Raw genomic sequence first — 21,771 nt, 5'->3', positions numbered from 1 at the left:
TGCTTCAGGTGCGATTGGGGTGTGGAAGGGGACTCAGCCCTTGACCGCACCGGCGGTGAGACCCGCCGACACCTTCTTCTGGAAGAACACGAACAGGATGATCACGGGCAGCGAGACCAGCAGACCGCCGGCCATCTGCGAGCCGTAGTCCGCACCCCGGGTGGGGGTGGTGGAGTAGAAGGTCAGCCAGATCATCGAGGTCTTGGAGCCGTCGCCGCCGCTGCTGATCAGGGTGTTGGCGACGATGAACTCGTTCCACGCCTGGATCCAGCTGTAGACGCCGGTGGTGATCAGGCCGGGCAGGGTGAGCGGCAGGATGACGCGGAAGAACGCGCCCCACTGGGTGCAGCCGTCGACCATGGCGGCCTCGTCCAGCTCCGCCGGGATGTTCACGATGAAGGAACGCAGCGTCCAGACCACGTACGGCACGGTGAAGACCAGGTACGCGAGGATCACACCGAACAGCGAGCCGGTCAGGCCGGCCTTGTTCATCACCACGAACAGCGGAATGATGATCGCCAGCAGCGGCACCATCTGGACCACCAGCATGGTGACGATGAAGAAGCTCCGGCCGCGGAAGTTGAACCGGGCCACCGCCACGGCGGCGAGGAAGCCGACCACCAGGCCGAGCACCACCGCGCCGAGGGTGAGGATCAGGGTGTTCTGCAGCGACGGCAGGAAGTCGGCGTCGTCGAAGATCGTCTTGTAGCTGTCGAACGAGAAGGACGACGGCCAGAAGGTCGGGTCCTGGGCGATCAGGTCCTTGTTCGTCTTGAACGTGGTGAGGATCATCCAGTAGATCGGGAAGGCCATCACCAGGGCGACGCCGATGGCGAGGGTGTTCCAGATCCCGGTCACCACCGGCTTCTGGCCCGTGGTGCGGACCTTGACCTTCTTCTTCTTCGGCTTGGGGGCCTCGGGCGCCACCGGCGGCCCGGACGGGTGCGTGGTCGTCGCGGTCATCGCTCGTTGGCTCCGATCTTGAGCATCTGGCGGATGTAGAACACGAGCACCGCCAGCATCATGAGGATCATCACGATCGAGATCACCGAGCTCTCGCTGTAGCGGGAGCGGACGATGCCGTTCATGTACAGGTAGGTGCCGATGGTCCAGTAGCCGGGCTCGGGCGAGGTGTTGCGCAGCGAGAAGATCTGCGCGAAGACCTGGAAGTCCCAGATGAAGCTGAGCGCGGCGGAGATCATCAGGAACGGGCGGATGACCGGGATGGTCACGTGCCGGAAGACCTGGAAGGCGTTGGCGCCGTCCAGCCGGGCGGCCTCGGTCAGCTCGGCCGGGACCTGGGTCAGCGCGGCGTACAGGCCGAGGACCAGGAACGGCAGCGCGCCCCAGATGATGACGGAGGCGCCGACCACGTACAGGCCGACGTTCGGGTCGGCGAACCAGTCGTAGTGCTTCCAGCTCTCGTCACCGGTGACCAGGAAGGCCAGGTAGTCGACGACGCCGCCGTTGGGGGAGAACAGCCAGCGGAACACCTGGCCGTTGACCAGCGCCGGGATCGCCCAGACGAACATCATCACGGTGATGACGGTGACCCGGGCCCAGTTGGACACCCGGTTGAGGAGCAGCGCGATCAGCATGCTCAGCACCATCGAGAGGATGACCAGCTCGGCGGTGAAGTAGATCGAGCGGAGCACGACCTCCCAGAACTGGTGGTCGCCGAGGATCTTGCTGAAGCCCTCGAAGCCGATGTACTTCGACAGCGACGGGTTCACCAGGTACGCGTACCGGTTGACGTTCTGGAACGCCAGGTCGAACAGTCTGAACAGCGGGTACGCCAGAACGCCCACCAGCACGACGATGGCAGGCAGCAGGAGGGCGTAGGGGATGTACTGGCCGGCCGCGAAGAATCCGCGGCGCTGCGGCTTCCCCGCCGGGGCAGGCCCCGACTTTTCGGACCGGTTCACGGTCTCGTTGGTGGTCACACTCATCAGGGTCCTTCCCGGGCCCGCGATTCTGGTCGGTCCTGGCGCACGGGTGGGCAGTCCGCGTGATTGCGGACTGCCCACCCCCTAACTGGCGCTCAGTGCGGTGGTCCGCCCGGGAGCGGACTCCCGGGCCGACCGCGGATCAGCTGGGTCAGCCGTTCAGGTCCTTGACGAGGGTCTCCTGGGCCTTCTTGAGCTCGGTGGCCGGGTCGCCACCGGCGGCGATCGCACCGAAGGCGTTCTTCAGCGCGGTCTCGTCGGCGCCGGACCACAGCGGCGAGTTCGGGATGAACCAGGTCAGGCCCTCGGCCGCCTCACCGGTCGCCTTGTTCGCCGGGTCGGCCTGCTTGTAGGCGGCGACCAGGTTCTTGGCGTTCGGGATGGCGTGCTTGGCGAGCGCGGTCTGCTGCGCGGTGTTGGTGTAGATCTGCAGGAAGGTCGCGCCCAGGCCCGGGTTGGCGGCCTTGGACGGGACGGCCAGGTCGGAGCCGCCGAGGAACGCCGGGGTCGGGGTGCCGGCCGCCAGGCCCGGGAGGGCGATGGTGGCGAGCTTGTCCTTCAGCGCCGGGTCGCCGGTCTTCGGGTCGGCGACCGCGCTGACCTCCCAGCCGTTGCCGATGATGGCGGCGATGTTGCCCTTGGACATCTGGGCGTCCTGGGTGGCCTCGTCGGTGGTGGTGCCGCCGACCGAGTACTCCTTCTGCAGGTCGTTCCAGGTCTTGACGCCCTCGATGAACTTCGGGTCGGTCAGGTTACCGGTCCACTTGTCGCCGTCCTTCTTGGCGATGATGCCCTTGACGCCGAACTGGCCCGCGCCGAAGGAGACGGCGGAGTACCAGTTCTGGCCCGGCATGTACAGCGCCGAGAAGTTCGGGACGTTGGCGTTGGCGGCCTTGACCTTGGTCAGGGCGGCCTTCAGCTCGTCGATGGTGGTCGGGGCCTGGGTGACACCGGCGGCGTCGAACAGGTCCTTGCGGTAGATCAGGACGCGGGCGCCGGCGTAGTACGGGACGGCGTAGGTCTTGGAGCCGTCGGCCGACTGGCCGGAGGCGGCGACCGAGTCCAGCCACTTGTCCGAGTTGTCGAACTGGCTCTTGACCGAGGTCAGGTCGACGAAGGAGCCGGCCTCGATGTACTTGGCGGCCTGGGTGTTGCCGATCTCCAGCGCGTCGGGGGCGTTGCCGGAGAGCAGGGCGGTGTCGAGCTTGGTGGTGTAGTTGGTCCAGGTCTGCCACTGGACGTCGACCTCGGCACCGGTCTGCTCGGTGAACTCCTTCTTCGCGGCCTCGACGACCTCCGGCCAGCCCTTCTGGGCGTCCTGCATCAGCCAGACGGTGACCTTCTTGCCCTTGCCGTCCTTGCTCAGGGTGGCCTTGTCACCGCCGGAGCTGGACGAAGACGAGGAGCAAGCCGAGGCGACGAGCACAGTGGCGATAGCGGCCACGGCTGCGATCTTGCGGTTCAAACCATCCTCCAGAGGGATGAGCAAGGTAGGGCACCGGGCCGCCGGGCCAGGGGCCCTGAAGCTGCGTCGTGCCGTAGGGGGGAACGTCACCGGATGACACGGACACGAACTGCCGGGGCAGGCGGGCCGGTCCGCGAGGTGGAGTAGACCATTGGTTTAGACCAACGCCTGGAGATTGGCATGGACCAATGACGAGCGTCAAGGGATCGAAGAGCGTCTGCACAAGCCGTTATCAACGCTTGACTCGGCCGTGTTGGACTGGACCAAGTCGGGGGCGGATCCGGATATGGCGGGACGAATCGACCGCCTCGGAACGAGCGGCTCCGGTTGCTCAACGTGGCCTGAAGGGCACCTTAAGTGAGCCTTAATCGGCATACCCGCCCAGGTATTGACGTGATCGGGCCAGAATGAGCAACGGATCGACAACAAGCGGGACTTGTAATCATCACGCGCGTTGACGCTGCAAATGGTCTAGGCCAGGATCCGAAAAGCTGGTCTGTACCATCCGCGCAGACCTCCCGCACCTGATTCGGAGGATTCGCGTGAAGCGTCAGGTTCTGGCCACGCTCGGCACCGCTGCCCTGCTGGCCACCACCGCAGGCTGCTCGTCCGGCGGCGGCTCGGCCGCGCCGGCGGCCGCCGTCGACCCGAAGAACGTGACCGGCACCGTCACCGTGTGGCTGATGGACGATGCCCAGAAGAGCTGGCCGGAGCTGGTGCAGCAGGTCAACGACCAGTTCGCGGCCAAGTACCCCAAGGTCGAGCTGAAGCTCAGCTACCACACCTGGAAGAACAAGATCGCCGAGCTGGACGCCGCGATCGCCGCCAACCAGGCGCCCGACGTGGTCGAGCTCGGCAACACCGAGACCACCAAGTACATGGTGAACGGCTCGCTGGCGGGCCTCGACCGGACCGCTTTCGACAACTCCGACAATTGGATCAAGGGTCTCGCCGACACCTGTACGTACAACCAGAAGCTTTTCTGCGTCCCCTATTACGCGGGCGCCCGGGTCGGCGTCTACAACGCGAAGATGTTCCAGGACGCCACCGGCTCCGCGGACCTCCCGCAGAACGAGGACGAGCTCACCGCCGCCCTCGACAAGGTCGCCCAGCGGAACAAGAACAGCGCCGGCTTCTCCGCGCTCTACCTGCCCGGCCCGTACTGGTACGCCGCGATGTCCTACGTCACCGCGTACGGCGGCTCGATCGCCAAGTTCGACTCCAGCGGCGTCTGGCACGGCACCCTGCACGACCCCAAGTCGCAGGCCGGCCTCCAGCACTTCGTCAACCTGGTGCGGACGTACAACAAGGGCGACCTGAAGGTGAACGAGGCCAAGCAGGCCGGCGTGCTCGGCCACGAGAAGGCCGCGCTGATCTACGCCAACGGCTGGGAGCTGAGCGACGCGATCGCCCCGATCACCGGCACCCCGGCGCTCAAGGACTCGCTGAAGATCGTCACCATGCCCGGCCCGAACGGCAAGCCGCTGCCCTCCTTCATCGGCGGCTCCGACCTCGCCGTCACCGCGAAGTCGCAGAACACCGCGGTCGCCACCGACTGGGTCCGGATGTTCACCAGCACCAAGTCCGAGCAGGTGCTCGCCGACAAGGACACCCTCCCCAACAACCTGACCCAGCTGGCGCCGCTGAAGAACAAGCCCGCCACCGCCGCGGCCGCCAACGCCGTCCAGGACGCCTGGTTCACCCCCGCCGCCCCCGGCTGGGGCGCGGTCGAGAAGCAGAACGTCCTGGTGAACATGCTGGACGCGATCTTCAAGGGCAAGAGCGTCGACGACGCCACCAAGGAAGCCGACGCGCAGATCGACCAGCTGATCAACAACCCGTCCTGATTCCCGCGGGCCGGGCGCCGACGCACCGTCACGACGTGTGCGGCGGGGCCCGGTCCACGTAGGATCGGCACAGCACAGTTCCACGCAGCGAGGGTGCGGACTCGCCGCCGTTCCAGAGGTCCCCGTCGGGCGTCCCGCCCCACGGGGTAGAACCATCTCTCCACGGAGGCACACCCCGATGTCCGACCCGCAGACTGTTTCCGTACCCGGCAGGATCATGTCGGCGGAGATGGCCGAGCAGCCGGCCGTCCTGCAGCGCATCCTCGACGAGGGTGCGCCGGCGATCCGTGAGATCGCCACGCAGATCGCCGCCCGCAACCCGCGGTTCGTCCTGCTCACCGCCCGCGGCACCTCCGACAACGCCGCGCTCTACGCCAAGTACCTGATCGAGGTCCTGCTCGGCAAGCCCGCCGGCCTCACCTCGATGTCCACCACCACCGCGTACGGCGCCAAGCCGGACCTCACCGACTGCCTGGTCATCACCGTCAGCCAGTCCGGCGGCTCGCCCGACCTGGTGGCCTCCACCAAGGCCGCCCGCGAGGCCGGCGCGATCACCCTGGCGGTCACCAACAACGCCGGCTCGCCGCTCGCCGAGGTCTCCGAGTTCCACATCGACGTGCTGGCCGGCCCCGAGAAGGCGCTGCCCGCCACCAAGACCTACACCGCCGAGCTGCTCGCGCTGTACCTCTTCGTCGAGGGCCTGCGCGGCAACGACGGTTCGCCGGCGAAGGTCCTGCCGGAGCTGGCCGCCGGGATCCTGGCCCGCCAGGCCGAGGTCAAGGCGCTCGCCGAGCGGTACCGGTTCGCCCAGCGCCTGGTCATCACCTCGCGCGGCTACGGCTACCCGACCGCCCGCGAGGCGGCGCTGAAGCTGATGGAGACCACCTACATCCCGGCCTCCCCGTTCTCCGGCGCCGACCTGCTGCACGGCCCGCTGGCCATGGTCGACAACGTCTCGCCGGTCATCGCGATCGTCCCGGACGGCCGCGGCGGTGAGGCCCTGCAGCCCGTCCTGGACCGCCTGCGCGGCCGGGGCGCCGACCTCGTCGTGATCGGTCAGCAGGACCAGGTCGACGCCGCGAGCGCCGGCTTCGCCCTGCCCGGCGGCGTGCCCGAGGAGGTCCAGCCGATCCTGGAGATCCTCCCGCTCCAGCTCCTCGCCTACGAGGTCACCATCGCCCGCGGCCAGGACCCGGACGCGCCCCGCGCGCTCGCGAAGGTCACCGAGACCCACTGAGACAACGCCGAAGGCCGCCGTCACCCTGTCGGGTGGGGGCGGCCTTTCGGTTGGGCGGGGGACGCACCACCGGGGGCGAAGGGCGGGTGCCGGAAAACACTACGGGCCACGGCGCCGACACAGGACCCTCAACCTGTGCGGCACCGTAGCCCGGAGCTGTATGTCGGAGACGGGGACCGGCCGAGAGTTGTGCGGGACTCTCGAACGACGCCTCCGACCTCGGAGCGGCCTCGCGCGGTCAGGGCAGTTGCGCGGGGGGCCTCTCCTTGGTGCACTTTCATTGTGGACTAGACCAATCCGGGTTGTCCAGAGCCCCACCCCGATTGGTCTGGACAACATGCCCCGGAGTGGTCGGCGATACGCTCACGGTGTGCCCTCGCTGAACGAACTCGTCCGCCGCCACACCACCCTCACCGGTGCCGACGTGGAGTGGCTGCATCTGCTGGTCTCGGAGTGGCAGCTGCTCTCCGACCTGTCCTTCGCCGACCTGGTGCTGTGGATCCCCACCTGGGACGGCATCCGCTACGTCTCGGTGGCCCAGATGCGGCCCAACACCGGCCCGACCTCGTACCAGGACGACATGGTCGGCCACCTGGTGCCGCGCGGCCGGCGGCCGTTGCTGGACGCCGCGTACGACGAGGGGCGGATCGTCCGGGAGGGTGATCCGGAGTGGCGGGAGGAGGTGCCCGTGCGGGTGGAGTCCATCCCGGTGCGACGGGACGGCAAGGTGCTGGGCGTGATCGCCCGGAACACCAACCTGCTGACGGTGCGCACCCCGAGCCGGCTGGAGCTCACCTACCTGCAGAGCGCCTCCGACCTGGCGCAGATGATCGCCGCCGGCACGTTCCCGTTCCCGGGCGCCGAGCAGACCGACATGGACGCGGCGCCGCGGGTCGGCGACGGCCTGATCCGGTTGGACGCGGAGGGCGTGGTGACGTACGCCAGTCCGAACGCGCTGTCGGCGTACCACCGGCTGGGGCTGACCACGGACCTGGTGGGAAGTCATCTCGGCCGGGCCACCGCCGAGTTGGTGCCGCCGAACCGCGGCAAGGTGCACGAGTCGATGGTGAAGATGGCCAGCGGCTGGGCGCCCCGGCAGACCGAGGTGGAGGCGCAGGGCGGGGTGGTGACCCTGCGGACCATTCCGCTGAAGCCGAAGGGAACGCCCACCGGCTCGCTGGTGCTCTGCCGTGACGTCACCGAACTGCGGCGTCGTGACCGCGAGTTGATGACGAAGGACGCCACCATCCGGGAGATCCACCACCGGGTGAAGAACAACCTGCAGACGGTCGCGGCGCTGCTGCGGCTGCAGTCCCGCCGGATGGACTCCGACGCCGGTCGGGCCGCGCTGGACGAGGCGGTGCGCCGGGTCGGTTCGATCGCGATCGTGCACGAGACGCTCTCGCAGGCCTTGGACGAGCAGGTGGCGTTCGACGAGATCGCCGACCGGGTGCTGGCGATGGTGATGGAGCTGTCCCAGGACGGCCGGGTGGCGACCCGCCGCAGCGGCTCGTTCGGCATCCTGTCGGCCGAGGTGGCGACGCCGCTGGCGATGATCCTCACCGAGTTGACGCAGAACGCGCTGGAGCACGCGTTCGGCCCGTCCGCCTCCGGCAACCTGGAGGTGAGCGCGCTGCGCGGGCGGGCCCCGGTCGGCGGCAAGGGCTGGTCGGACAGCTGGAACGGCGGGGCGCGGCCGGAGGAGTACCTGCTGATCACCGTGCAGGACGACGGCCGCGGCATGCCCGAGGGCTTCGACCCGCAGCAGGCCGGCAACCTCGGCCTGCAGATCGTCCGCACCCTGGCCACCGGTGAGCTCGGCGGCACCTTCGACATGGTGGCCGCGCCGGGCGGCGGCACCAAGGTGGTGCTGGAGATCCCCGTCCGCTAGCGGGAACTGACGGGGGAACAGAAACGAGGCCCTGCCGACCGGGGGGGTGGGTCGGCAGGGCCTCTCAACCCGGTCCGGCCGTCGGGGGGAGTCGGCCGGAACGGGGGCTCTGTGATGGCGCGACGCTCGCCCCGTGTGTTGCACACGGTGAGCGCCACAGGTCCACAATATTGCTCTAAGTGAACAGTATCAAGTGCCTGGGCGGCTCGCGTCGTCGGCCCCGCAACTGGAGCGGGGCCCGTTCGGGAAGGCTCGGCCGGCCGAATGCGGCCGAACCCTTGATCGTGGGTCGATCCGTACTGCTGGTGATGGTGCGTCAGGCGGTGCGGGCGCGGTTGCGGGCGGCGCGGCGCTTCATCGCACGACGCTCGTCCTCGCTCATGCCGCCCCAGACGCCGGCGTCCTGGCCGGTCTCGAGCGCCCACTGCAGGCACTGCTCCATGACGGGGCAACGGCGGCACACGGCCTTGGCTTCCTCGATCTGCAGCAGAGCAGGACCGGTGTTCCCGATCGGGAAGAACAGCTCCGGGTCCTCTTCGCGGCAGACAGCGCGGTGGCGCCAGTCCATGGTCGTCCAACTCCTCCGGTCACGGGCGGTGGCCCGCGACTCACTCGTGTGGTTTGTGAATGTGAACGCTTTCACGAATCCCGCAACAGCAAAAGGGACCAAAGGCCCACCGGGCCCGGGAGGTCTTTGCTGAGTGGGGTTCGGCGATTCGAGGGACTCTGCCGCGATGTCGTCTGCGGTGTGTCCCGATCGCCATGTAGAGGTTCGCAAACCTCGAAGCCGGATACAACCCCCTTCGGCAAGAAATTTTTGATTCTTCGGTGTCGCCTACCTCACAGGCGGTACTTCTATGGAGTGAAGGGGCTCGCACGTTCGAGTGCAAGGCAGAGACCCCCTTCTGGTCACACAATCACACGCAGTGCACGCCGTACGCCTGTGAAACTGACGCGACTCCTGTCTCCAAGGTGGTCCCCGTCGACCTGAAACGGCACCGGTTCCTGTGAAACCAAGGTGAAGTGCCTGACGTCGTGATAGGAGACGACGTGCTTTCCGGCCGGGCCGGCGGGGCGTGTGCCGTCCTCCGCCGAGGGTTGTGGGCGCAGGATCTGACGGACCGTTCGGGCGGTGCGGAACGCCGTCATTCGAGTGATGCCGAAGATGTCCAGATCGGTTTCGAAGGAGGCCGAGGGGGACGGAAAGACCGGACGGGAGCCCAGGAACGTCCACGGAGAGGTGTTGGAGACTATGGCCATCACCATGCCCGGAACCGGCTCGCGGCCGTTGATCTCCAGCGTGATCGGACCCGAACGGCGGTGTTCACGCTCGGTGACGTAGTGCCGCAGCGCCTCCATGACATAGAGCGCGTGGGTGGATTTGCGCCCCGCCCGGCGCTGGCGCTCCACCCGGCCGACCACGCCGGCGTCGAACCCCAGTCCGGCGGTGAAGGTGAACCAGCGGTCCGGCTCGCCGGCGGTCAGCGCCTTGCCCAGGCCGATCGCGCGCTCCCTCCGGTGCTCCAACGCGTCCAGGAGCGCGCCGGTCGCCTCCACCGGGTCGTTCGGGAGCCCCAGCGCGCGGGCGAACACATTGGTTGACCCGCCCGGCACCACCGCCAGCCGCGGCACCCGCTCGCCCGGCCCGTGCGCCAGCAGGCCGTTCACGGTCTCGTTCACGGTGCCGTCGCCGCCCAGCGCCACCACCAGGTCCACCGTGCCGTCCTCGGCCGCCTGCCGGGCCAGATCGCCCGCGTGCCCCCGGTACTGGGTCTCCGCGACGTCCAGCTTCAGGTCACTGCGCAGGGCATGGATCAGGACGTCCCGGGTCCGGCCACTGGTGGTGGTCGCCTTCGGGTTCACGACCAGGAGAGCGCGCATGGCGATCAGCCTACGACCCGTCCCGGGCAGGACGACCGTTACCCTGGCCCGGTGACCGCTGAATCCGCTCCCGCCACCGCCACCGCGCCCGACCGGCCCGTCCCGCTGCTCGTCGGCGCGGGCATCACCGCGCTGGAGGGCGCGGCGATGGCGGGCTGGGGGGTCTACGACCTGATCTCCGGCTTCCTCGGCTCGGACGCCGCCTTCGGCCGCACCGAGATGGGCGGCATCGTGCTGCTGCTGATGGGCCTGCTGCCGCTGCTGGCCGGCCGCGCCCTGCTGCGCCGGCAGAAGTGGGGCCGCAGCCCCGCCGTGCTCACCAACTCCATCTGCCTGCCGGTCGCGTACTACATGTGGCAGTCCGGCGGCGGCATGGTCGCCGTCGGCGCCGCGATCGCGGTGCTCGGCCTGGCCGGCATCGTCTCGCTGCTCAACCCGAAGGTCACCGCGGTGCTGTACGGCGAGCAGTAGCCGCCCCGGACGCCGACGGACGCAGGGCCCGCCCCCGGGTACGGGGACGGGCCCTGCGGCGCGTGCACGGGTCGGTCACTCCTCGACCAGCAGCTTCTCGCGGAGCTGGGCCAGGGTGCGGGCCAGCAGCCGGGAGACGTGCATCTGGGAGATGCCGACCTCGGCGGCGATCTGCGACTGCGTCATGTTCCGGAAGAACCGGAGCACCAGGATCTTCTGCTCCCGGGGCGGGAGTTGGGCCAGCAGCGGCTTCAGCGACTCGCGGTACTCGACGCCCTCCAGCGCCTCGTCGGTGGCGCCCAGGGTGTCCGCCACGGCCGGCGACTCGTCGTCGCTGTCCGGCACGTCCAGGGACAGCGTGGAGTACGCGTTGGCGGACTCCAGGCCCTCCAGCACGTCCTCCTCGGAGATGCCCAGGTGCTCGGCCAGCTCGTGCACCGTGGGGGAGCGGCCGTGCCGCTGGGACAGCTCGCTGGTCGCCGTGGTCAGCGACAGCCGCAGCTCCTGCAGTCGGCGCGGCACCCGCACCGCCCAGCCCTTGTCGCGGAAGTGCCGCTTGATCTCGCCGACGATGGTGGGCGTCGCGTAGGTGGAGAACTCCACGCCACGCTCGTGGTCGAAGCGGTCCACCGACTTGATCAGGCCGATGGTGGCGACCTGGGTCAGGTCGTCCAGCGGCTCGCCGCGGTTGCGGAACCGGCGAGCCAGGTGCTCGACCAGCGGGATGTGCATCCGGACCAGCTGGTTGCGGATCTCCACCCGCTCCGCCGATCCCTCCGGCAGTTCGGACAGCCGCACGAACAGCGCCCGGGCCGCCTCGCGGTCGGGCGCGCCACTGCGGTGCCCGTGCTGCGCCGGGACGGTCGAGCGGACGGCCTCGGCGGCGGCCGCCGGGCCGTCCTCCTCGGGCTCGGCCGCAGGCCGCTCGGGCTTCGGGTCGGTCGGCTGGCTCATCCGGCTGGGGTCCTTCGGGAGGGCTTCGTCAGGGGTGGCGGTGCGGGCAACGCTGGCCTGCGGAGGTACGACGGCAACTGTGCGGTCCAGATCACTCACGGCGATCACCCGTTCCGTTCCGAGAACACGTCACTACCTACGGCTGGCCCGGCGACCCGCCGCGCTTCTTGTGCAGGCTGATGGAGACGGTGTTGTCCACGGCCACCGTGGAGTCCACCTCGCCGGCCAGCGCGGAGAGCACCGTCCAGGCGAAGGTGTCCCGTTCCGGGGCGCGTCCGTCGGTCGTCGGTGCGGACACGGTGACCCGCAGCGCGTCGCCGACCAGGCGGAACTCGCAGCTCAGGATCGAGCCCGGAACGGCCTGTTGGAGCAGGATCGCGCACGCCTCGTCCACCGCGATGCGGAGATCCTCGATCTCGTCCAGGGTGAAGTCCAACCGTGCCGCGAGGCCGGCCGTGGCCGTCCGCAGCACCGAGAGGTAGGCGCCCGCCGCGGGCAGGCGGACCTCAACGAAGTCCTTCACTCCGGGCTCGCCGTCGATCTGGGACACCCTCACCTCCTGGGTGACGCTCGGTGCTTGGGGCCCGGAGACCCGCGGCACCACTACTGGCATCGGTTCAACTGCCTTGTGCCCCGAGACGTTACCGCGCCCGGGGCCGGTCTGTCGTGATCTCCGTCCACCGTCACGGGAACGAGGGATCAGAGTTCGAACAGGGCTGCCTTCAACGGGGCGTGGAGCCCAGCTCGACGAGGGCGTCGTCGGTGAGCCGGAAGACCGTCCACTCGTCCATCGGGACCGCGCCCAGCGACTTGTAGAAACCGATCGACGGCTCGTTCCAGTCCAGCACCGACCACTCCATCCGGTGGTAGCCGCGCTCCACGCAGATCCGGGCCAGTTCGGTGAGCAGCGCCTTGCCGTGGCCTCCGCCGCGCTTGTCGGGGGAGACGTACAGGTCTTCCAGGTAGATGCCATGAGTGCCGCGCCAGGTCGAGAAGTTGCGGAACCACAGCGCGAAGCCGGCCGGTGTGCCCGACTCGTCCTCGGCGATCAGACCGAACAGGGCCGGGTGCTCGCCGAACAGCGCGTCGTGCAGCTGTTCCTCGGTGGCCCGGGCCTCGTGCAGGGCCTTCTCGTAGTCGGCGAGCTCGCGGATCATGGCGTGGATGACGGGGATGTCGGCGGGAGTCGCGGTGCGGATCATACGATCGAGCGTACTCATCTCCCCCCTCCTTCCGGAAAGCCCCGCCACCCGGGAATCTGCTGTATGCCCAGGACGGAGCCGGGAAAACCCCGGGGCCGGACGGGCCGCGGCCGGGGCCGGGGAAACGCGGAACCCGGCCGCCGGGCCCCGGGGCGGGGGCAGTGGCGGCCGGGTTCCGGCAGGAGCGAGGGCTGACGGAGCGTCAGGCCTTCTTGGTCTCCCAGAAGATGGCGTCGATCTCGGCGATCAGGTCCAGCAGGGCCTGGCCGGTGGCCGGGTCGGTGGACGCCTTGGCGGCCGAAGCGGCCTTGCCCGCACGGTTGAACAGGTCGTGCAGGCCCGGGTAGGCCTCGAAGTGCGGGGCCTTGAAGTAGTCGGTGTGCAGCACCGAGAGGTGGTGCTTGACCAGCTCGGCGCGCTCCTCCTTGATGACGATCGCGCGCGCACGGAAGTGCGGGTCCTCGTTGGCCTGGTACTTCTCCTGAGTGGCCTTCACGGACTCGGCCTCGATGCGGGCCTGAGCGGGGTCGTACACGCCGCAGGGCAGGTCGCAGTGCGCGTGGGCGGTGACCCGCGGAGCAAACAGACGAGAGAACATGGGGGTCCTTCCTTAGATCGTCTTCCCGGGCCCGACATTACCCTCACGACGGGCCGAATTCGCCGTCGCCCCGGGGGCCTAGGGCAAAAGAAGGAGTGGGAATCGTGCGATTTGGGACACCGCTCGGCGTGGCCGACATCGCCGGACCGTCGATGCGCCGGCTGCTGTCCGACGGCGACCGGGTGCTGGTCCGCTACGGCGCGCCGCTGCGGCCCGGCGCGATCGCGCTGTTCCGGCACCCGCTGCAGCAGGACCTGCTGGTGGTGAAGCGGGCGGTGGGGCGCCGCCCCGGCGGCTGGTGGATGCTCTCCGACAACCCGCTGGTGCGCACCGACAGCCGCGAATACGGCGCGGTGCCGGACGAGTTGGTGCTCGGCCGAGTGCTGCTGCGGCTGGCGCCCCGGCCGGCCTGGCTGGCCCCGGGGCGCGGTCTGGAGCGCGCGCTGCGCGGCCGCCCGGCGTGGCTGGCCGAGCGGTTGGGCGTCAGCGCGCCGGTGGAGACGGAGCTCTGACGGCGGCTCAGTCCTGGCCGGCCTCCGCCAGCGCGCGCTGCGCCTCCTGGCGCTTGCGGGCCCGGTAGGCGGCCACGTTGGCGCGGGTGGCGCAGCGGTCCGAGCAGTAGCGGCGGGAGCGGTTGGTGGAGGTGTCCAGGTAGGCGTTGCGGCAGGGCGCGGCCTGGCAGATGCCGAGCCGGTCGACGCCGAGCTCGGTGAGGTGGATGGCCAGCCCCATGCAGGCGACCGCGGCGTAGTTGGCGGCCGCGGTGGGCGCGTTGTCGGCCAGGTGCAGGTGCCAGTTGGGGCGGCCGGTGTCGTCCAGGTCGTCGTGGCCGGAGACCAGCGGGCTGACCGGGTACTCCACCATCAGGCTGTTCAGCAGGTCGACGGCCCGGACGTCCTCGCCGTCGGCGGCGGCCTCGAAGACGCCGCGCAGCCGGGTGCGGACGCCGCGCAGCCGGGGCAGGTCGGCCTCGTCGGCGAGTGCGGACGCCCGGGCGGAGGTGCTGCCGAACAGGGACCGGACGGTGTCCACCGAGGTGAGGGTGTCGGTGCCGCGGTCCGGCTCCTCGCTGTTGACCAGCCGAACGGCGAAGTCGGCGTACGAGGCGAGATCCACGGGGGTCCTTCCGAGGCGGGATGTAACGGGCTCAAGGACTCCAGGGTATTACAGGTGGGCGTGGACGCGCCGGTGCCCGCCGCACGCGGGGGCGTGCGACGGGCACCGGGGGAGCGGAAGCGGGTCAGAGCACCTTGGACAGGAACGCCCGGGTGCGCTCGTGCTGCGGGTTGGTGAGCACCTCGCGCGGGTGGCCGGACTCGACCACCACACCGCCGTCCATGAACACCAGGGCGTCGCCGACCTCGCGGGCGAAGCCCATCTCGTGGGTGACCACGATCATCGTCATGCCCTCCTCGGCCAGGCCGCGCATGACGTCCAGCACCTCGCCGACCAGTTCGGGGTCGAGCGCCGAGGTGGGCTCGTCGAACAGCATCAGCTTGGGCTGCATGGCCAGCGCCCGGGCGATCGCCACCCGCTGCTGCTGGCCGCCGGAGAGCTGGGTCGGGTAGTTGCCGGCCTTGTCGGCCAGCCCGACCCGCTCCAGCAGGGCCATCGCCCGCTCCTTGGCGGCCGCCCGGTTCTCCTTCTTGACCTGCACCGGCGCCTCGATGACGTTCTCCAGCGCGGTCATGTGCGGGAACAGGTTGAACCGCTGGAACACCATGCCGATGTCCTGGCGCTTCAGCGCGACCTCGCGGTCCTTCAGCTCGTAGAGCCGGTCGCCGCGCTGCTGGTAGCCGACCAGGTCGCCGTCGACGTACAGCCGGCCGGCGTTGATCTTCTCCAGGTGGTTGATGCACCGCAGGAAGGTGGACTTGCCGGAGCCGGACGGGCCGACCAGGCAGAACACCTCGCTCTGCTTCACCTCCAGGTCGATGCCCTTGAGCACCTCGACCTGGCCGTACGACTTGTGCACGCCCTCGGCCTTGACCATCGGACGGACGTCGGCGGTCACCGGCGGCTTGGTCAGGTCGGTCATGCCTGGCTCCCTTCGTCCGACACCGGGGCGGCCTTGGGGGCGGGCGTGCCGCCGAGCAGGGCGCGGACCCGCTGGATCGGGGTGGGCGGCAGCGTCCGGTTGGCGCCCCGGGCGTAGTGCCGCTCGATGTAGTACTGGCCGATCGTCATGACGGAGGTCATCAGCAGGTAGTAGATGGACACCGCGATCAGCACCGGCACGGTCTGGAACGTGCGGGCGTAGATGTCGTGACCGGCGGTGAACAGCTCGACCAGCGCGATCACCTGGACCAGCGAGGTGTTCTTCAGCATCGAGATGGTCTCGTTGCCGGTCGGCGGGATGATCACCCGCATCGCCTGCGGCAGCACGATCCGGCGCATGGTGGCGGCCTTCGACATGCCGAGCGCGTGCGCGGCCTCGGCCTGCCCCTCGTCCACCGACTGGATGCCGGCCCGGACGATCTCCGCCATGTAGGCGGCCTCGTTCAGCGCCAGGCCGAGCAGCGCGGCGGTGAACACCGGCACCAGGGTGTTGGAGGACTCCGAGAAGAACGACGGGCCGAACGGGATGCCGATCGACAGCTTCGGCCACAGGAAGCCGATGTTGTTCCAGAACACCAGCTGCACCAGCAGCGGGGTGCCGCGGAAGATCCAGATGTAGAACCAGGCGGTGCCGGACAGCACCGGGTTGCCGGACAGTCGCATGACGGCCAGCAGGACGCCGCCGATCACGCCGATCACCATCGACAGGACGGTCAGTTCGATGGTCACCCAGATGCCGTGGAGCACGGTCTGGTCCTGCATGGTCCGCCAGACCACGTCCCACATGAAGGCGGGGTTGTAGATCAGGGCGTGCAGCAGCATCGCGGCGAGGACGGCGATGACCGCGACTCCGGCCCAGCGTCCGGGGTGGCGGACCGGGACGGCCTTGATGGCCTCAGACCGTCCCGATGTCACCGACCCCTGGTCGGTCTTGTTCACGTGATTACCTCGTCAGGGGCTCGGGCGGCGGAGGGTCAGCTCTTGGCGGCGTTGATCTCGGACGTGGTGACGGCGCCGGCGGAGACGCCCCACTTGTCGAGGATCGTCTTGTAGGTGCCGTCGGCGATCAGCGCGGTGATCGCGCCCTGGACGGCCTTGGTCAGCTGGCTGCCCTTGTTGACGATGGCGCCGTACGGGGCGGAGTCGTAGGTGTCGCCGAGCTTCTCCAGCTGGCCGCCGGTCTGCTTCAGCGCGTAGTCGACGACCGGCGAGTCGGCCAGCATCACCTGGTCGCGGCCGGCCATCAGGGACTGGGTGACGTCCGTCTGGAGGGTGAACTTGTCGCCGTCGTTCGGGATGGTCGGCTTGCCGGCCTTTACGCAGTCCGGGTTGCGGGTGTCCTTGACCTCGTCGGCCTGGGTGGTGCCGGTCTGCACCGCGACCTTCTTGCCGCACAGGTCCTTCGGGTCGATCTTGTCCGGGTTGCCCTTCTTCACGGCGGCGGCGGAGCCCGCGGTGAAGTAGGTGATCATGTCGACGGTCGCCTCGCGCTCCTTCGTGTCGGTGAAGGAGCTCATGCCGAGCTGGTACTTGTTCGAGGAGATGCCCGGGATGATCGACGTGAAGTCGGCGTTCTGGACGTCCGCGGTCAGGCCCAGCTTCTGGGCGATGGCGACCGCGAGGTCGATGTCCATGCCGACGATGGCGCCCTTCTCGTCCTTGAACTCGTTGGGCGCGTAGGACGCGTCGGCGGCGACCACGAGCTTGCCGGAGGACTTGATGTCGGCCGGGAGCAGCGCGGCCAGCGCAGGGTCGGCGGAGGCGGCCGGGATGGCCTGGGTCGGTATGGCCGCGGGGCCCGCGGCGCCGGCCGAACCGGAGGAGCTGGTGGTGCTGCCGCACGCGGTCAGGAGCAGGGAGCCGGTCGCGAGGACGGCAGCGGCGGCGATCAGCCGGGTGCGCGGGGTACGAGCGGTCATGAGGGGGATCTCCTCCTGGGGAGTCGGACGGGGCCTGCGCCGCTGGGGGGAGCGGTGCGGTACAGCGTGGTCGGTGCTCGCCACCCTCCGCCGAGGTGACAGGTGGATCCGATGTGTGGGGGAATCCTGCCACCGTGCAGGGCTGATCGGGCCTCGGATCAGATCAAAATCGGATAACAGGACCACCATGTGTCCGCTATTCGGACCATTACCCTGACCATGTCACATGACGCATAAGTATGCATCATGGGCGTGCCGGGGCCCGGAACCGCCACCGGTCCGGGCCCCGGCACGCCCACCGCCGGCTAGAAGCCGCCGTTCACCACCGCGTTCTGCGCCGCCCCGGAGGACAGCCCCCACTTCGCCAGGATCTTGTCGTACTCACCGCTGCGGATCACCCGGTCGAGCGCCTTCACCAGGACGTCCCGCAGCTCGGTGTCCTCCTTCGACAGCACGATCCCGTACGGCCCCGCCTGCATCTGCTCGCCCACCAGCTGGAACTGCGCCCCACCGCGCCCCTGCTGCGCCGCGTACGCCGCAGCAGGCGTGTCACTCAGGTCCGCGGCCGCCTTGCCCTGCGCCACCAGCGCCAGCGCCTGGTCGTCGGTGTCGGTCTGCTGCACCGTCAGCTTCTTGTGCGCCTTGTCGCACACCGCGGCCTGACGCTCCGCCAGCACCGCCTGCACGGTCCCGCGCTGCAGTGCCACCGTCCGCCCGCACAGGTCGTCCAGCGTGCCGACCTTCTGCGGGTTGCCCTTGGCCACCACGATCGAGGTGCCGGTGACGAAGTAGTCCACGAAGTCCACGCCGGAGTTCATCTTCATGCCCTTGGCGTCGGTGCCGTCCCGGCGCTGGAGGTTGTCCGTCATCCCCGACATCACCACGTCGAACTCGTGCGCCTGCAGCCCCAGGAACAGCCGCTCGAACGGCGTCTCGGCGAACTGCACCCGCACCCCCAGCGCCTGGCCCAGCGCGTTCGCCAGGTCCACGTCCAGGCCGTCCGGCTTGCCCTCCGCGGTCTTGAACCCGATCGGGGCGTACTTCAGATCGGTGCCGACCCGCAGCACTCCCGAGCTGCGCACCGGATCGGGCAGCTGCCCGTGCAGGTCGGCGGACGCCGAACCGCCCGAGGACGAGCTGCCGCAGGCGGTCAGCAGCAGCAGCGAGCCGGCCGCCGCGGCGATGGCGAGCCGCTGTCTTGCGGGGGAGTCGGAGGAATGAGTGGCCAACGACATGACGTGCTCCTGTGGGAGAGGTGGTGCGGGCCTCCGTCGCCGTGCGCGGGTTGTGCGCGGCCGGGCGCGGTGGGCGGTCCGGACGCGGACCCGAAAGGCGCGGGAACGTCCGGACAACGGTGGTCGAACACCGGATACTGCCATCCCCTCCGGCCGACTCCGGTGGCGGGTGTGTCAGAATCTGCTATCGGGTGACCCCCGACGCAGAACTCAGACCGCCGGTTCGCCACAGGGCCGGGGTGCGCAGGAACGGAAGCCGTCACCGGCTCCGTATCCGAGGCACCAGCTTCCTTGCGTGTCTGCGTTCACTCCTGCGAGTGCCTGCGGACCCCTCGCTTCGGGGGCCACGCGGAACAAGACGGACCCGGCGGAACGGTGCGATGCCGGCGTCCCGACGAAACAGCGCAGAACACCGAAAACCCTCACCCGAGGGCGCCCGCCCGACGGCAGCGTCCCGACCCGGCCACGGGTGCGCCACCGACGGCGTGCCCGTCCTTCGCGCATCGGCGCGCGAGCGGGTCGAAGTCCGTCGGAAAGCGCGCCTTCGCCTATGACGAAGAGGTCATTGTGGCAGCGGAGATCATCACCGACACCCAGAGCACGGACGACCCGGTCGACGCCGTCTTCGCGCTGCACCGCGGCGGCAAGATGGAGGTCCGGGCCACCGTTCCGGTGCGCGACGCGGACGACCTGTCCCTCGCCTACACCCCCGGCGTCGCCCGGGTCTGCACCGCCATCGCCGAGAAGCCCGAACTGGTCAACGACTACACCTGGAAGGCCAACACCGTCGCCGTCGTCACCGACGGCACCGCGGTGCTCGGCCTCGGCGACATCGGCCCCGAGGCCTCGCTGCCCGTCATGGAGGGCAAGGCCATCCTGTTCAAGCAGTTCGCCGGCGTGGACGCGGTCCCGATCGCGCTGGCCTGCACCGAGGTCGACGAGATCGTCGAGACGGTCGTCCGGATGGCCCCGTCCTTCGGCGGCGTCAACCTCGAAGACATCTCCGCCCCCCGCTGCTTCGAGATCGAGAAGCAGCTCCAGGAGCGGCTCGACATCCCGGTCTTCCACGACGACCAGCACGGCACCGCGATCGTCACCACCGCGGCCCTCTGGAACGCCGCCAAGGTCACCGGCCGCGAGATCGGCGACCTGCGGGCCGTCATCTCCGGTGCCGGCGCGGCCGGCATCGCCATCGCCAAGATGCTGGTCGCCGCCGGCATCGGCGACGTCGCCGTCTGCGACCGCCGCGGCGTGGTGTACGAGGGCCGCGGCGACCTGACCGACGCCAAGGCCGAGATCGCCGCACTCACCAACCGCACCGGCCGCAAGGGCAGCCTCGCGGACGCCCTGAACGGCGCGGACGTCTTCATCGGCGTCTCCGGCGGCACCGTCCCCGAGGAAGCCGTCGCCACCATGGCGCCCGGCTGCTTCATCTTCGCGATGGCCAACCCCACCCCGGAGATCCACCCCGAGGTCGCCCACCGTTACGCGGCCGTCGTCGCCACCGGACGCTCCGACTTCCCCAACCAGATCAACAACGTGCTGGCCTTCCCGGGCATCTTCGCCGGCGCGCTGTCGGTCCGGGCCAGCCGGATCTCGGAGGGCATGAAGCTCGCCGCCGCGAAGGCCCTGGCGGGCGTCGTCGCGGACGAACTGACCCCGCAGAAGGTCATCCCGTCCCCCTTCGACGAGCGCGTCGCCCCGGCGGTCACGCGGGCGGTCGCGGACGCGGCGAAGGCGGAGGGCCTCGCGCGGCTGTAACGCGGGCGGTTGTGAGAACAGGGGCGCGTGGGGGCACCTCCCAGTCCGCTGGGGCTGGGGGGGAGAACTGCGCGACAAGCGCACACCGGTCCGTAAGGGCGCGACCAACGGCAGGTCATTGCCCGCGTCGCGATCCTGCGGACGGGGTGCCTTCCGCTTCGCGCAGTTCCCCGCGCCCCTGGGTTCGCACCCTCTGGTCGTGCTCGCCGGTTGTGCGCTTCTCCTGCCGTCGCGCAATATGCGTCGTCTCACAGTGGGTCGTGGTTAACAGCCGGGCGGCTGCAGGGCTATGGTCCGGGCATGTTTGCTGCCTATGCCGCCCGTATCAGTCCTGACGATCCGTTGAGCGCGCTGGAGCTGGGCGAGGTGCCCGAGCCGGAGGTGCGGCCGGGGTGGAGCGTGGTGACGGTGAAGGCCGCCACCTTGAACCACCACGACCTGTGGTCGTTGCGGGGGGTGGGGCTGCCGGCCGAGCGGTTGCCGATGGTTCTCGGGTGCGACGCGGCCGGGGTGGACGAGCACGGCAACGAGGTGGTGATCCACTCGGTGATCGGGCAGAGCGGTCACGGGGTGGGCCCGGACGAGCCGCGGTCGATCCTCACCGAGCGCTACCAGGGGACGTTCGCGCAGCGCGTCGCGGTGCCGACGTGGAACCTGCTGCCGAAGCCAAAGGAGCTGAGCTTCGAGCAGGCGGCGTGCCTGCCTACGGCGTGGCTGACGGCGTACCGGATGCTGTTCACCAACGCGGGCGTGAAGCCGGGCGACACGGTGCTGGTGCAGGGGGCCGGCGGCGGGGTGTCGACGGCGCTGGTGGTGCTGGCGAAGGCGGCGGGGCTGCGGGTCTGGGTGACGGGCCGGGACGAGGCCAAGCGGGCCCGTGCGGTCGAGTCGGGCGCGGATGCCGCGTTCGAGAGCGGCGCCCGGCTGCCGGAGCGGGTGGACGCGGTGATGGAGACGGTGGGCGCGGCGACCTGGTCGCACTCGGTGAAGTCGCTCCGTCCGGGCGGGACGATCGTGATCTCGGGGGCGACCAGCGGGCCGAGCCCGAAGGCCGCCGAGCTGAACCGGATCTTCTTCCTGGAGCTGAAGGTGGTCGGTTCGACCATGGGTTCCAAGGAGGAGCTGGCCGGTCTGCTGGCGCTGTGCGCGAATTCCGGGGTGCGGCCGGTGATCGACTCGGTGCGGCCGCTGGCGGAGGCCCGGGCGGCGTTCGAGCAGCTGGAGCGCGGGCAGGTGTTCGGCAAGCTGGTGCTGACGCCCTGAGCAGGCGAAGAGCCCCTGGCCCTCCCCCGGCCCCGAGGGGGTT

The 21,771-nt window shown here is 69.6% G+C and carries 21 protein-coding genes; 7 read left to right on the top strand and 14 right to left on the bottom strand.

What is annotated here, in order from left to right:
- Positions 1–33 precede the first annotated feature (33 nt).
- From ACI1MP_RS14985 to ACI1MP_RS14975, 3 genes are all read right to left on the bottom strand, one after another.
- Positions 34–963: a carbohydrate ABC transporter permease gene (locus ACI1MP_RS14985; RefSeq protein ID WP_380342794.1), complete on the bottom strand. Its 930-nt coding sequence runs from the start codon at positions 961–963 to the stop codon at positions 34–36.
- Positions 960–1,949: a carbohydrate ABC transporter permease gene (locus ACI1MP_RS14980; RefSeq protein WP_229847257.1), complete on the bottom strand. Its 990-nt coding sequence runs from the start codon at positions 1,947–1,949 to the stop codon at positions 960–962. The genes ACI1MP_RS14985 and ACI1MP_RS14980 overlap by 4 nt, the downstream gene beginning before the upstream one ends.
- Before the next feature lie 148 nt (positions 1,950–2,097).
- Positions 2,098–3,390: an extracellular solute-binding protein gene (locus ACI1MP_RS14975; RefSeq protein WP_232734117.1), complete on the bottom strand. Its 1,293-nt coding sequence runs from the start codon at positions 3,388–3,390 to the stop codon at positions 2,098–2,100.
- A 563-nt stretch (positions 3,391–3,953) separates the two neighbouring features.
- Here ACI1MP_RS14975 and ACI1MP_RS14970 point away from each other — a divergent pair.
- The 3 genes from ACI1MP_RS14970 to ACI1MP_RS14960 all read left to right on the top strand — a co-directional run bounded on the left by ACI1MP_RS14970 (position 3,954) and on the right by ACI1MP_RS14960 (position 8,386).
- Complete coding sequence (locus ACI1MP_RS14970; protein WP_380342797.1) at positions 3,954–5,258, top strand: sugar transporter; 1,305 nt, start codon at positions 3,954–3,956, stop codon at positions 5,256–5,258.
- A gap of 178 nt (positions 5,259–5,436) precedes the next feature.
- Complete coding sequence (locus tag ACI1MP_RS14965) at positions 5,437–6,495, top strand: SIS domain-containing protein (protein WP_380342800.1); 1,059 nt, start codon at positions 5,437–5,439, stop codon at positions 6,493–6,495.
- 370 nt (positions 6,496–6,865) lie between these two features.
- Complete coding sequence (locus ACI1MP_RS14960; RefSeq protein ID WP_043915974.1) at positions 6,866–8,386, top strand: sensor histidine kinase; 1,521 nt, start codon at positions 6,866–6,868, stop codon at positions 8,384–8,386.
- 316 nt (positions 8,387–8,702) lie between these two features.
- On the opposite strand, the gene ACI1MP_RS14955 is transcribed toward ACI1MP_RS14960, so the two are convergent.
- Together ACI1MP_RS14955 and ACI1MP_RS14950 are read right to left on the bottom strand one after the other, a co-directional pair.
- Positions 8,703–8,954, bottom strand: coding sequence for a WhiB family transcriptional regulator (locus tag ACI1MP_RS14955; protein ID WP_014138019.1), 252 nt, complete (start codon positions 8,952–8,954; stop codon positions 8,703–8,705).
- Positions 8,955–9,295: 341 nt separating this feature from the next.
- The gene (locus tag ACI1MP_RS14950) at positions 9,296–10,267 is read right to left on the bottom strand and encodes a diacylglycerol kinase family protein (RefSeq protein WP_100588059.1); all 972 of its coding nucleotides are present in this window, start codon (positions 10,265–10,267) and stop codon (positions 9,296–9,298) included.
- A gap of 51 nt (positions 10,268–10,318) precedes the next feature.
- Between ACI1MP_RS14950 and ACI1MP_RS14945 the strand changes: the two genes are divergently transcribed.
- Positions 10,319–10,738 carry a hypothetical protein gene (locus ACI1MP_RS14945; protein WP_043915976.1) on the top strand — a complete coding sequence of 140 codons (420 nt, stop codon included), beginning with the start codon at positions 10,319–10,321 and terminating at the stop codon, positions 10,736–10,738.
- Between the two features lie 75 nt (positions 10,739–10,813).
- On the opposite strand, the gene ACI1MP_RS14940 is transcribed toward ACI1MP_RS14945, so the two are convergent.
- The 4 genes from ACI1MP_RS14940 to sodN all read right to left on the bottom strand — a co-directional run bounded on the left by ACI1MP_RS14940 (position 10,814) and on the right by sodN (position 13,492).
- Entirely contained in the window at positions 10,814–11,692 is an 879-nt protein-coding gene (locus ACI1MP_RS14940; RefSeq protein WP_369880299.1) for an RNA polymerase sigma factor SigF, read from the bottom strand.
- A 136-nt stretch (positions 11,693–11,828) separates the two neighbouring features.
- Positions 11,829–12,242, bottom strand: a complete 414-nt coding sequence (locus ACI1MP_RS14935) for an anti-sigma regulatory factor (protein ID WP_100588057.1) — start codon at positions 12,240–12,242, stop codon at positions 11,829–11,831.
- 172 nt (positions 12,243–12,414) lie between these two features.
- Positions 12,415–12,894: a GNAT family N-acetyltransferase gene (locus ACI1MP_RS14930; protein WP_404870803.1), complete on the bottom strand. Its 480-nt coding sequence runs from the start codon at positions 12,892–12,894 to the stop codon at positions 12,415–12,417.
- A gap of 202 nt (positions 12,895–13,096) precedes the next feature.
- Positions 13,097–13,492 carry a superoxide dismutase, Ni gene (gene sodN, locus ACI1MP_RS14925; RefSeq protein ID WP_043915979.1) on the bottom strand — a complete coding sequence of 132 codons (396 nt, stop codon included), beginning with the start codon at positions 13,490–13,492 and terminating at the stop codon, positions 13,097–13,099.
- A 104-nt stretch (positions 13,493–13,596) separates the two neighbouring features.
- Here sodN and sodX point away from each other — a divergent pair, with 104 nt between their 5' ends.
- A complete protein-coding gene (gene sodX, locus ACI1MP_RS14920) occupies positions 13,597–14,004 on the top strand; it encodes a nickel-type superoxide dismutase maturation protease (protein WP_404868837.1) in 408 nt (135 codons plus the stop codon).
- A gap of 7 nt (positions 14,005–14,011) precedes the next feature.
- Here sodX and ACI1MP_RS14915 read toward each other — a convergent pair whose 3' ends face one another.
- The 5 genes from ACI1MP_RS14915 to ACI1MP_RS14895 all read right to left on the bottom strand — a co-directional run bounded on the left by ACI1MP_RS14915 (position 14,012) and on the right by ACI1MP_RS14895 (position 18,704).
- Entirely contained in the window at positions 14,012–14,608 is a 597-nt protein-coding gene (locus ACI1MP_RS14915) for a CGNR zinc finger domain-containing protein (RefSeq protein ID WP_363472668.1), read from the bottom strand.
- A 124-nt stretch (positions 14,609–14,732) separates the two neighbouring features.
- Positions 14,733–15,485, bottom strand: coding sequence for an amino acid ABC transporter ATP-binding protein (locus ACI1MP_RS14910; protein WP_043916818.1), 753 nt, complete (start codon positions 15,483–15,485; stop codon positions 14,733–14,735).
- 41 nt (positions 15,486–15,526) lie between these two features.
- Complete coding sequence (locus tag ACI1MP_RS14905) at positions 15,527–16,489, bottom strand: amino acid ABC transporter permease (protein WP_380342809.1); 963 nt, start codon at positions 16,487–16,489, stop codon at positions 15,527–15,529.
- A gap of 35 nt (positions 16,490–16,524) precedes the next feature.
- Positions 16,525–17,469, bottom strand: coding sequence for an ABC transporter substrate-binding protein (locus ACI1MP_RS14900; RefSeq protein WP_152645279.1), 945 nt, complete (start codon positions 17,467–17,469; stop codon positions 16,525–16,527).
- Positions 17,470–17,774: 305 nt separating this feature from the next.
- Positions 17,775–18,704 (bottom strand): ABC transporter substrate-binding protein, encoded by a 930-nt coding sequence (locus ACI1MP_RS14895; RefSeq protein ID WP_380342813.1) that lies wholly within the window; start codon positions 18,702–18,704, stop codon positions 17,775–17,777.
- A gap of 567 nt (positions 18,705–19,271) precedes the next feature.
- Between ACI1MP_RS14895 and ACI1MP_RS14890 the strand changes: the two genes are divergently transcribed.
- Together ACI1MP_RS14890 and ACI1MP_RS14885 are read left to right on the top strand one after the other, a co-directional pair.
- Complete coding sequence (locus tag ACI1MP_RS14890) at positions 19,272–20,465, top strand: NADP-dependent malic enzyme (protein WP_380342816.1); 1,194 nt, start codon at positions 19,272–19,274, stop codon at positions 20,463–20,465.
- A 300-nt stretch (positions 20,466–20,765) separates the two neighbouring features.
- Positions 20,766–21,728, top strand: coding sequence for a zinc-binding dehydrogenase (locus tag ACI1MP_RS14885; protein WP_404868836.1), 963 nt, complete (start codon positions 20,766–20,768; stop codon positions 21,726–21,728).
- Positions 21,729–21,771: the final 43 nt, after the last annotated feature.

Source organism: Kitasatospora griseola (genome assembly GCF_044999035.1).
Classification (GTDB): domain Bacteria; phylum Actinomycetota; class Actinomycetes; order Streptomycetales; family Streptomycetaceae; genus Kitasatospora; species Kitasatospora griseola.
Note: the sequence above shows the minus strand (reverse complement) of the source record. Positions and strands in the feature narration are given on the sequence as shown.

Coding starts and splice junctions, on each gene's coding strand:
- ACI1MP_RS14985 (WP_380342794.1), bottom strand. CDS start 963: ATGACCGCGACGACCACGCACCCGTCCGGGCCGCCGGTGGCGCCCGAG.
- ACI1MP_RS14980 (WP_229847257.1), bottom strand. CDS start 1,949: ATGAGTGTGACCACCAACGAGACCGTGAACCGGTCCGAAAAGTCGGGG.
- ACI1MP_RS14965 (WP_380342800.1), top strand. CDS start 5,437: ATGTCCGACCCGCAGACTGTTTCCGTACCCGGCAGGATCATGTCGGCG.
- ACI1MP_RS14955 (WP_014138019.1), bottom strand. CDS start 8,954: ATGGACTGGCGCCACCGCGCTGTCTGCCGCGAAGAGGACCCGGAGCTG.
- ACI1MP_RS14950 (WP_100588059.1), bottom strand. CDS start 10,267: ATGCGCGCTCTCCTGGTCGTGAACCCGAAGGCGACCACCACCAGTGGC.
- ACI1MP_RS14940 (WP_369880299.1), bottom strand. CDS start 11,692: ATGAGCCAGCCGACCGACCCGAAGCCCGAGCGGCCTGCGGCCGAGCCC.
- ACI1MP_RS14930 (WP_404870803.1), bottom strand. CDS start 12,894: ATGATCCGCACCGCGACTCCCGCCGACATCCCCGTCATCCACGCCATG.
- sodN (WP_043915979.1), bottom strand. CDS start 13,492: ATGTTCTCTCGTCTGTTTGCTCCGCGGGTCACCGCCCACGCGCACTGC.
- ACI1MP_RS14910 (WP_043916818.1), bottom strand. CDS start 15,485: ATGGTCAAGGCCGAGGGCGTGCACAAGTCGTACGGCCAGGTCGAGGTG.
- ACI1MP_RS14900 (WP_152645279.1), bottom strand. CDS start 17,469: ATGACCGCTCGTACCCCGCGCACCCGGCTGATCGCCGCCGCTGCCGTC.
- ACI1MP_RS14895 (WP_380342813.1), bottom strand. CDS start 18,704: ATGTCGTTGGCCACTCATTCCTCCGACTCCCCCGCAAGACAGCGGCTC.
- ACI1MP_RS14885 (WP_404868836.1), top strand. CDS start 20,766: ATGTTTGCTGCCTATGCCGCCCGTATCAGTCCTGACGATCCGTTGAGC.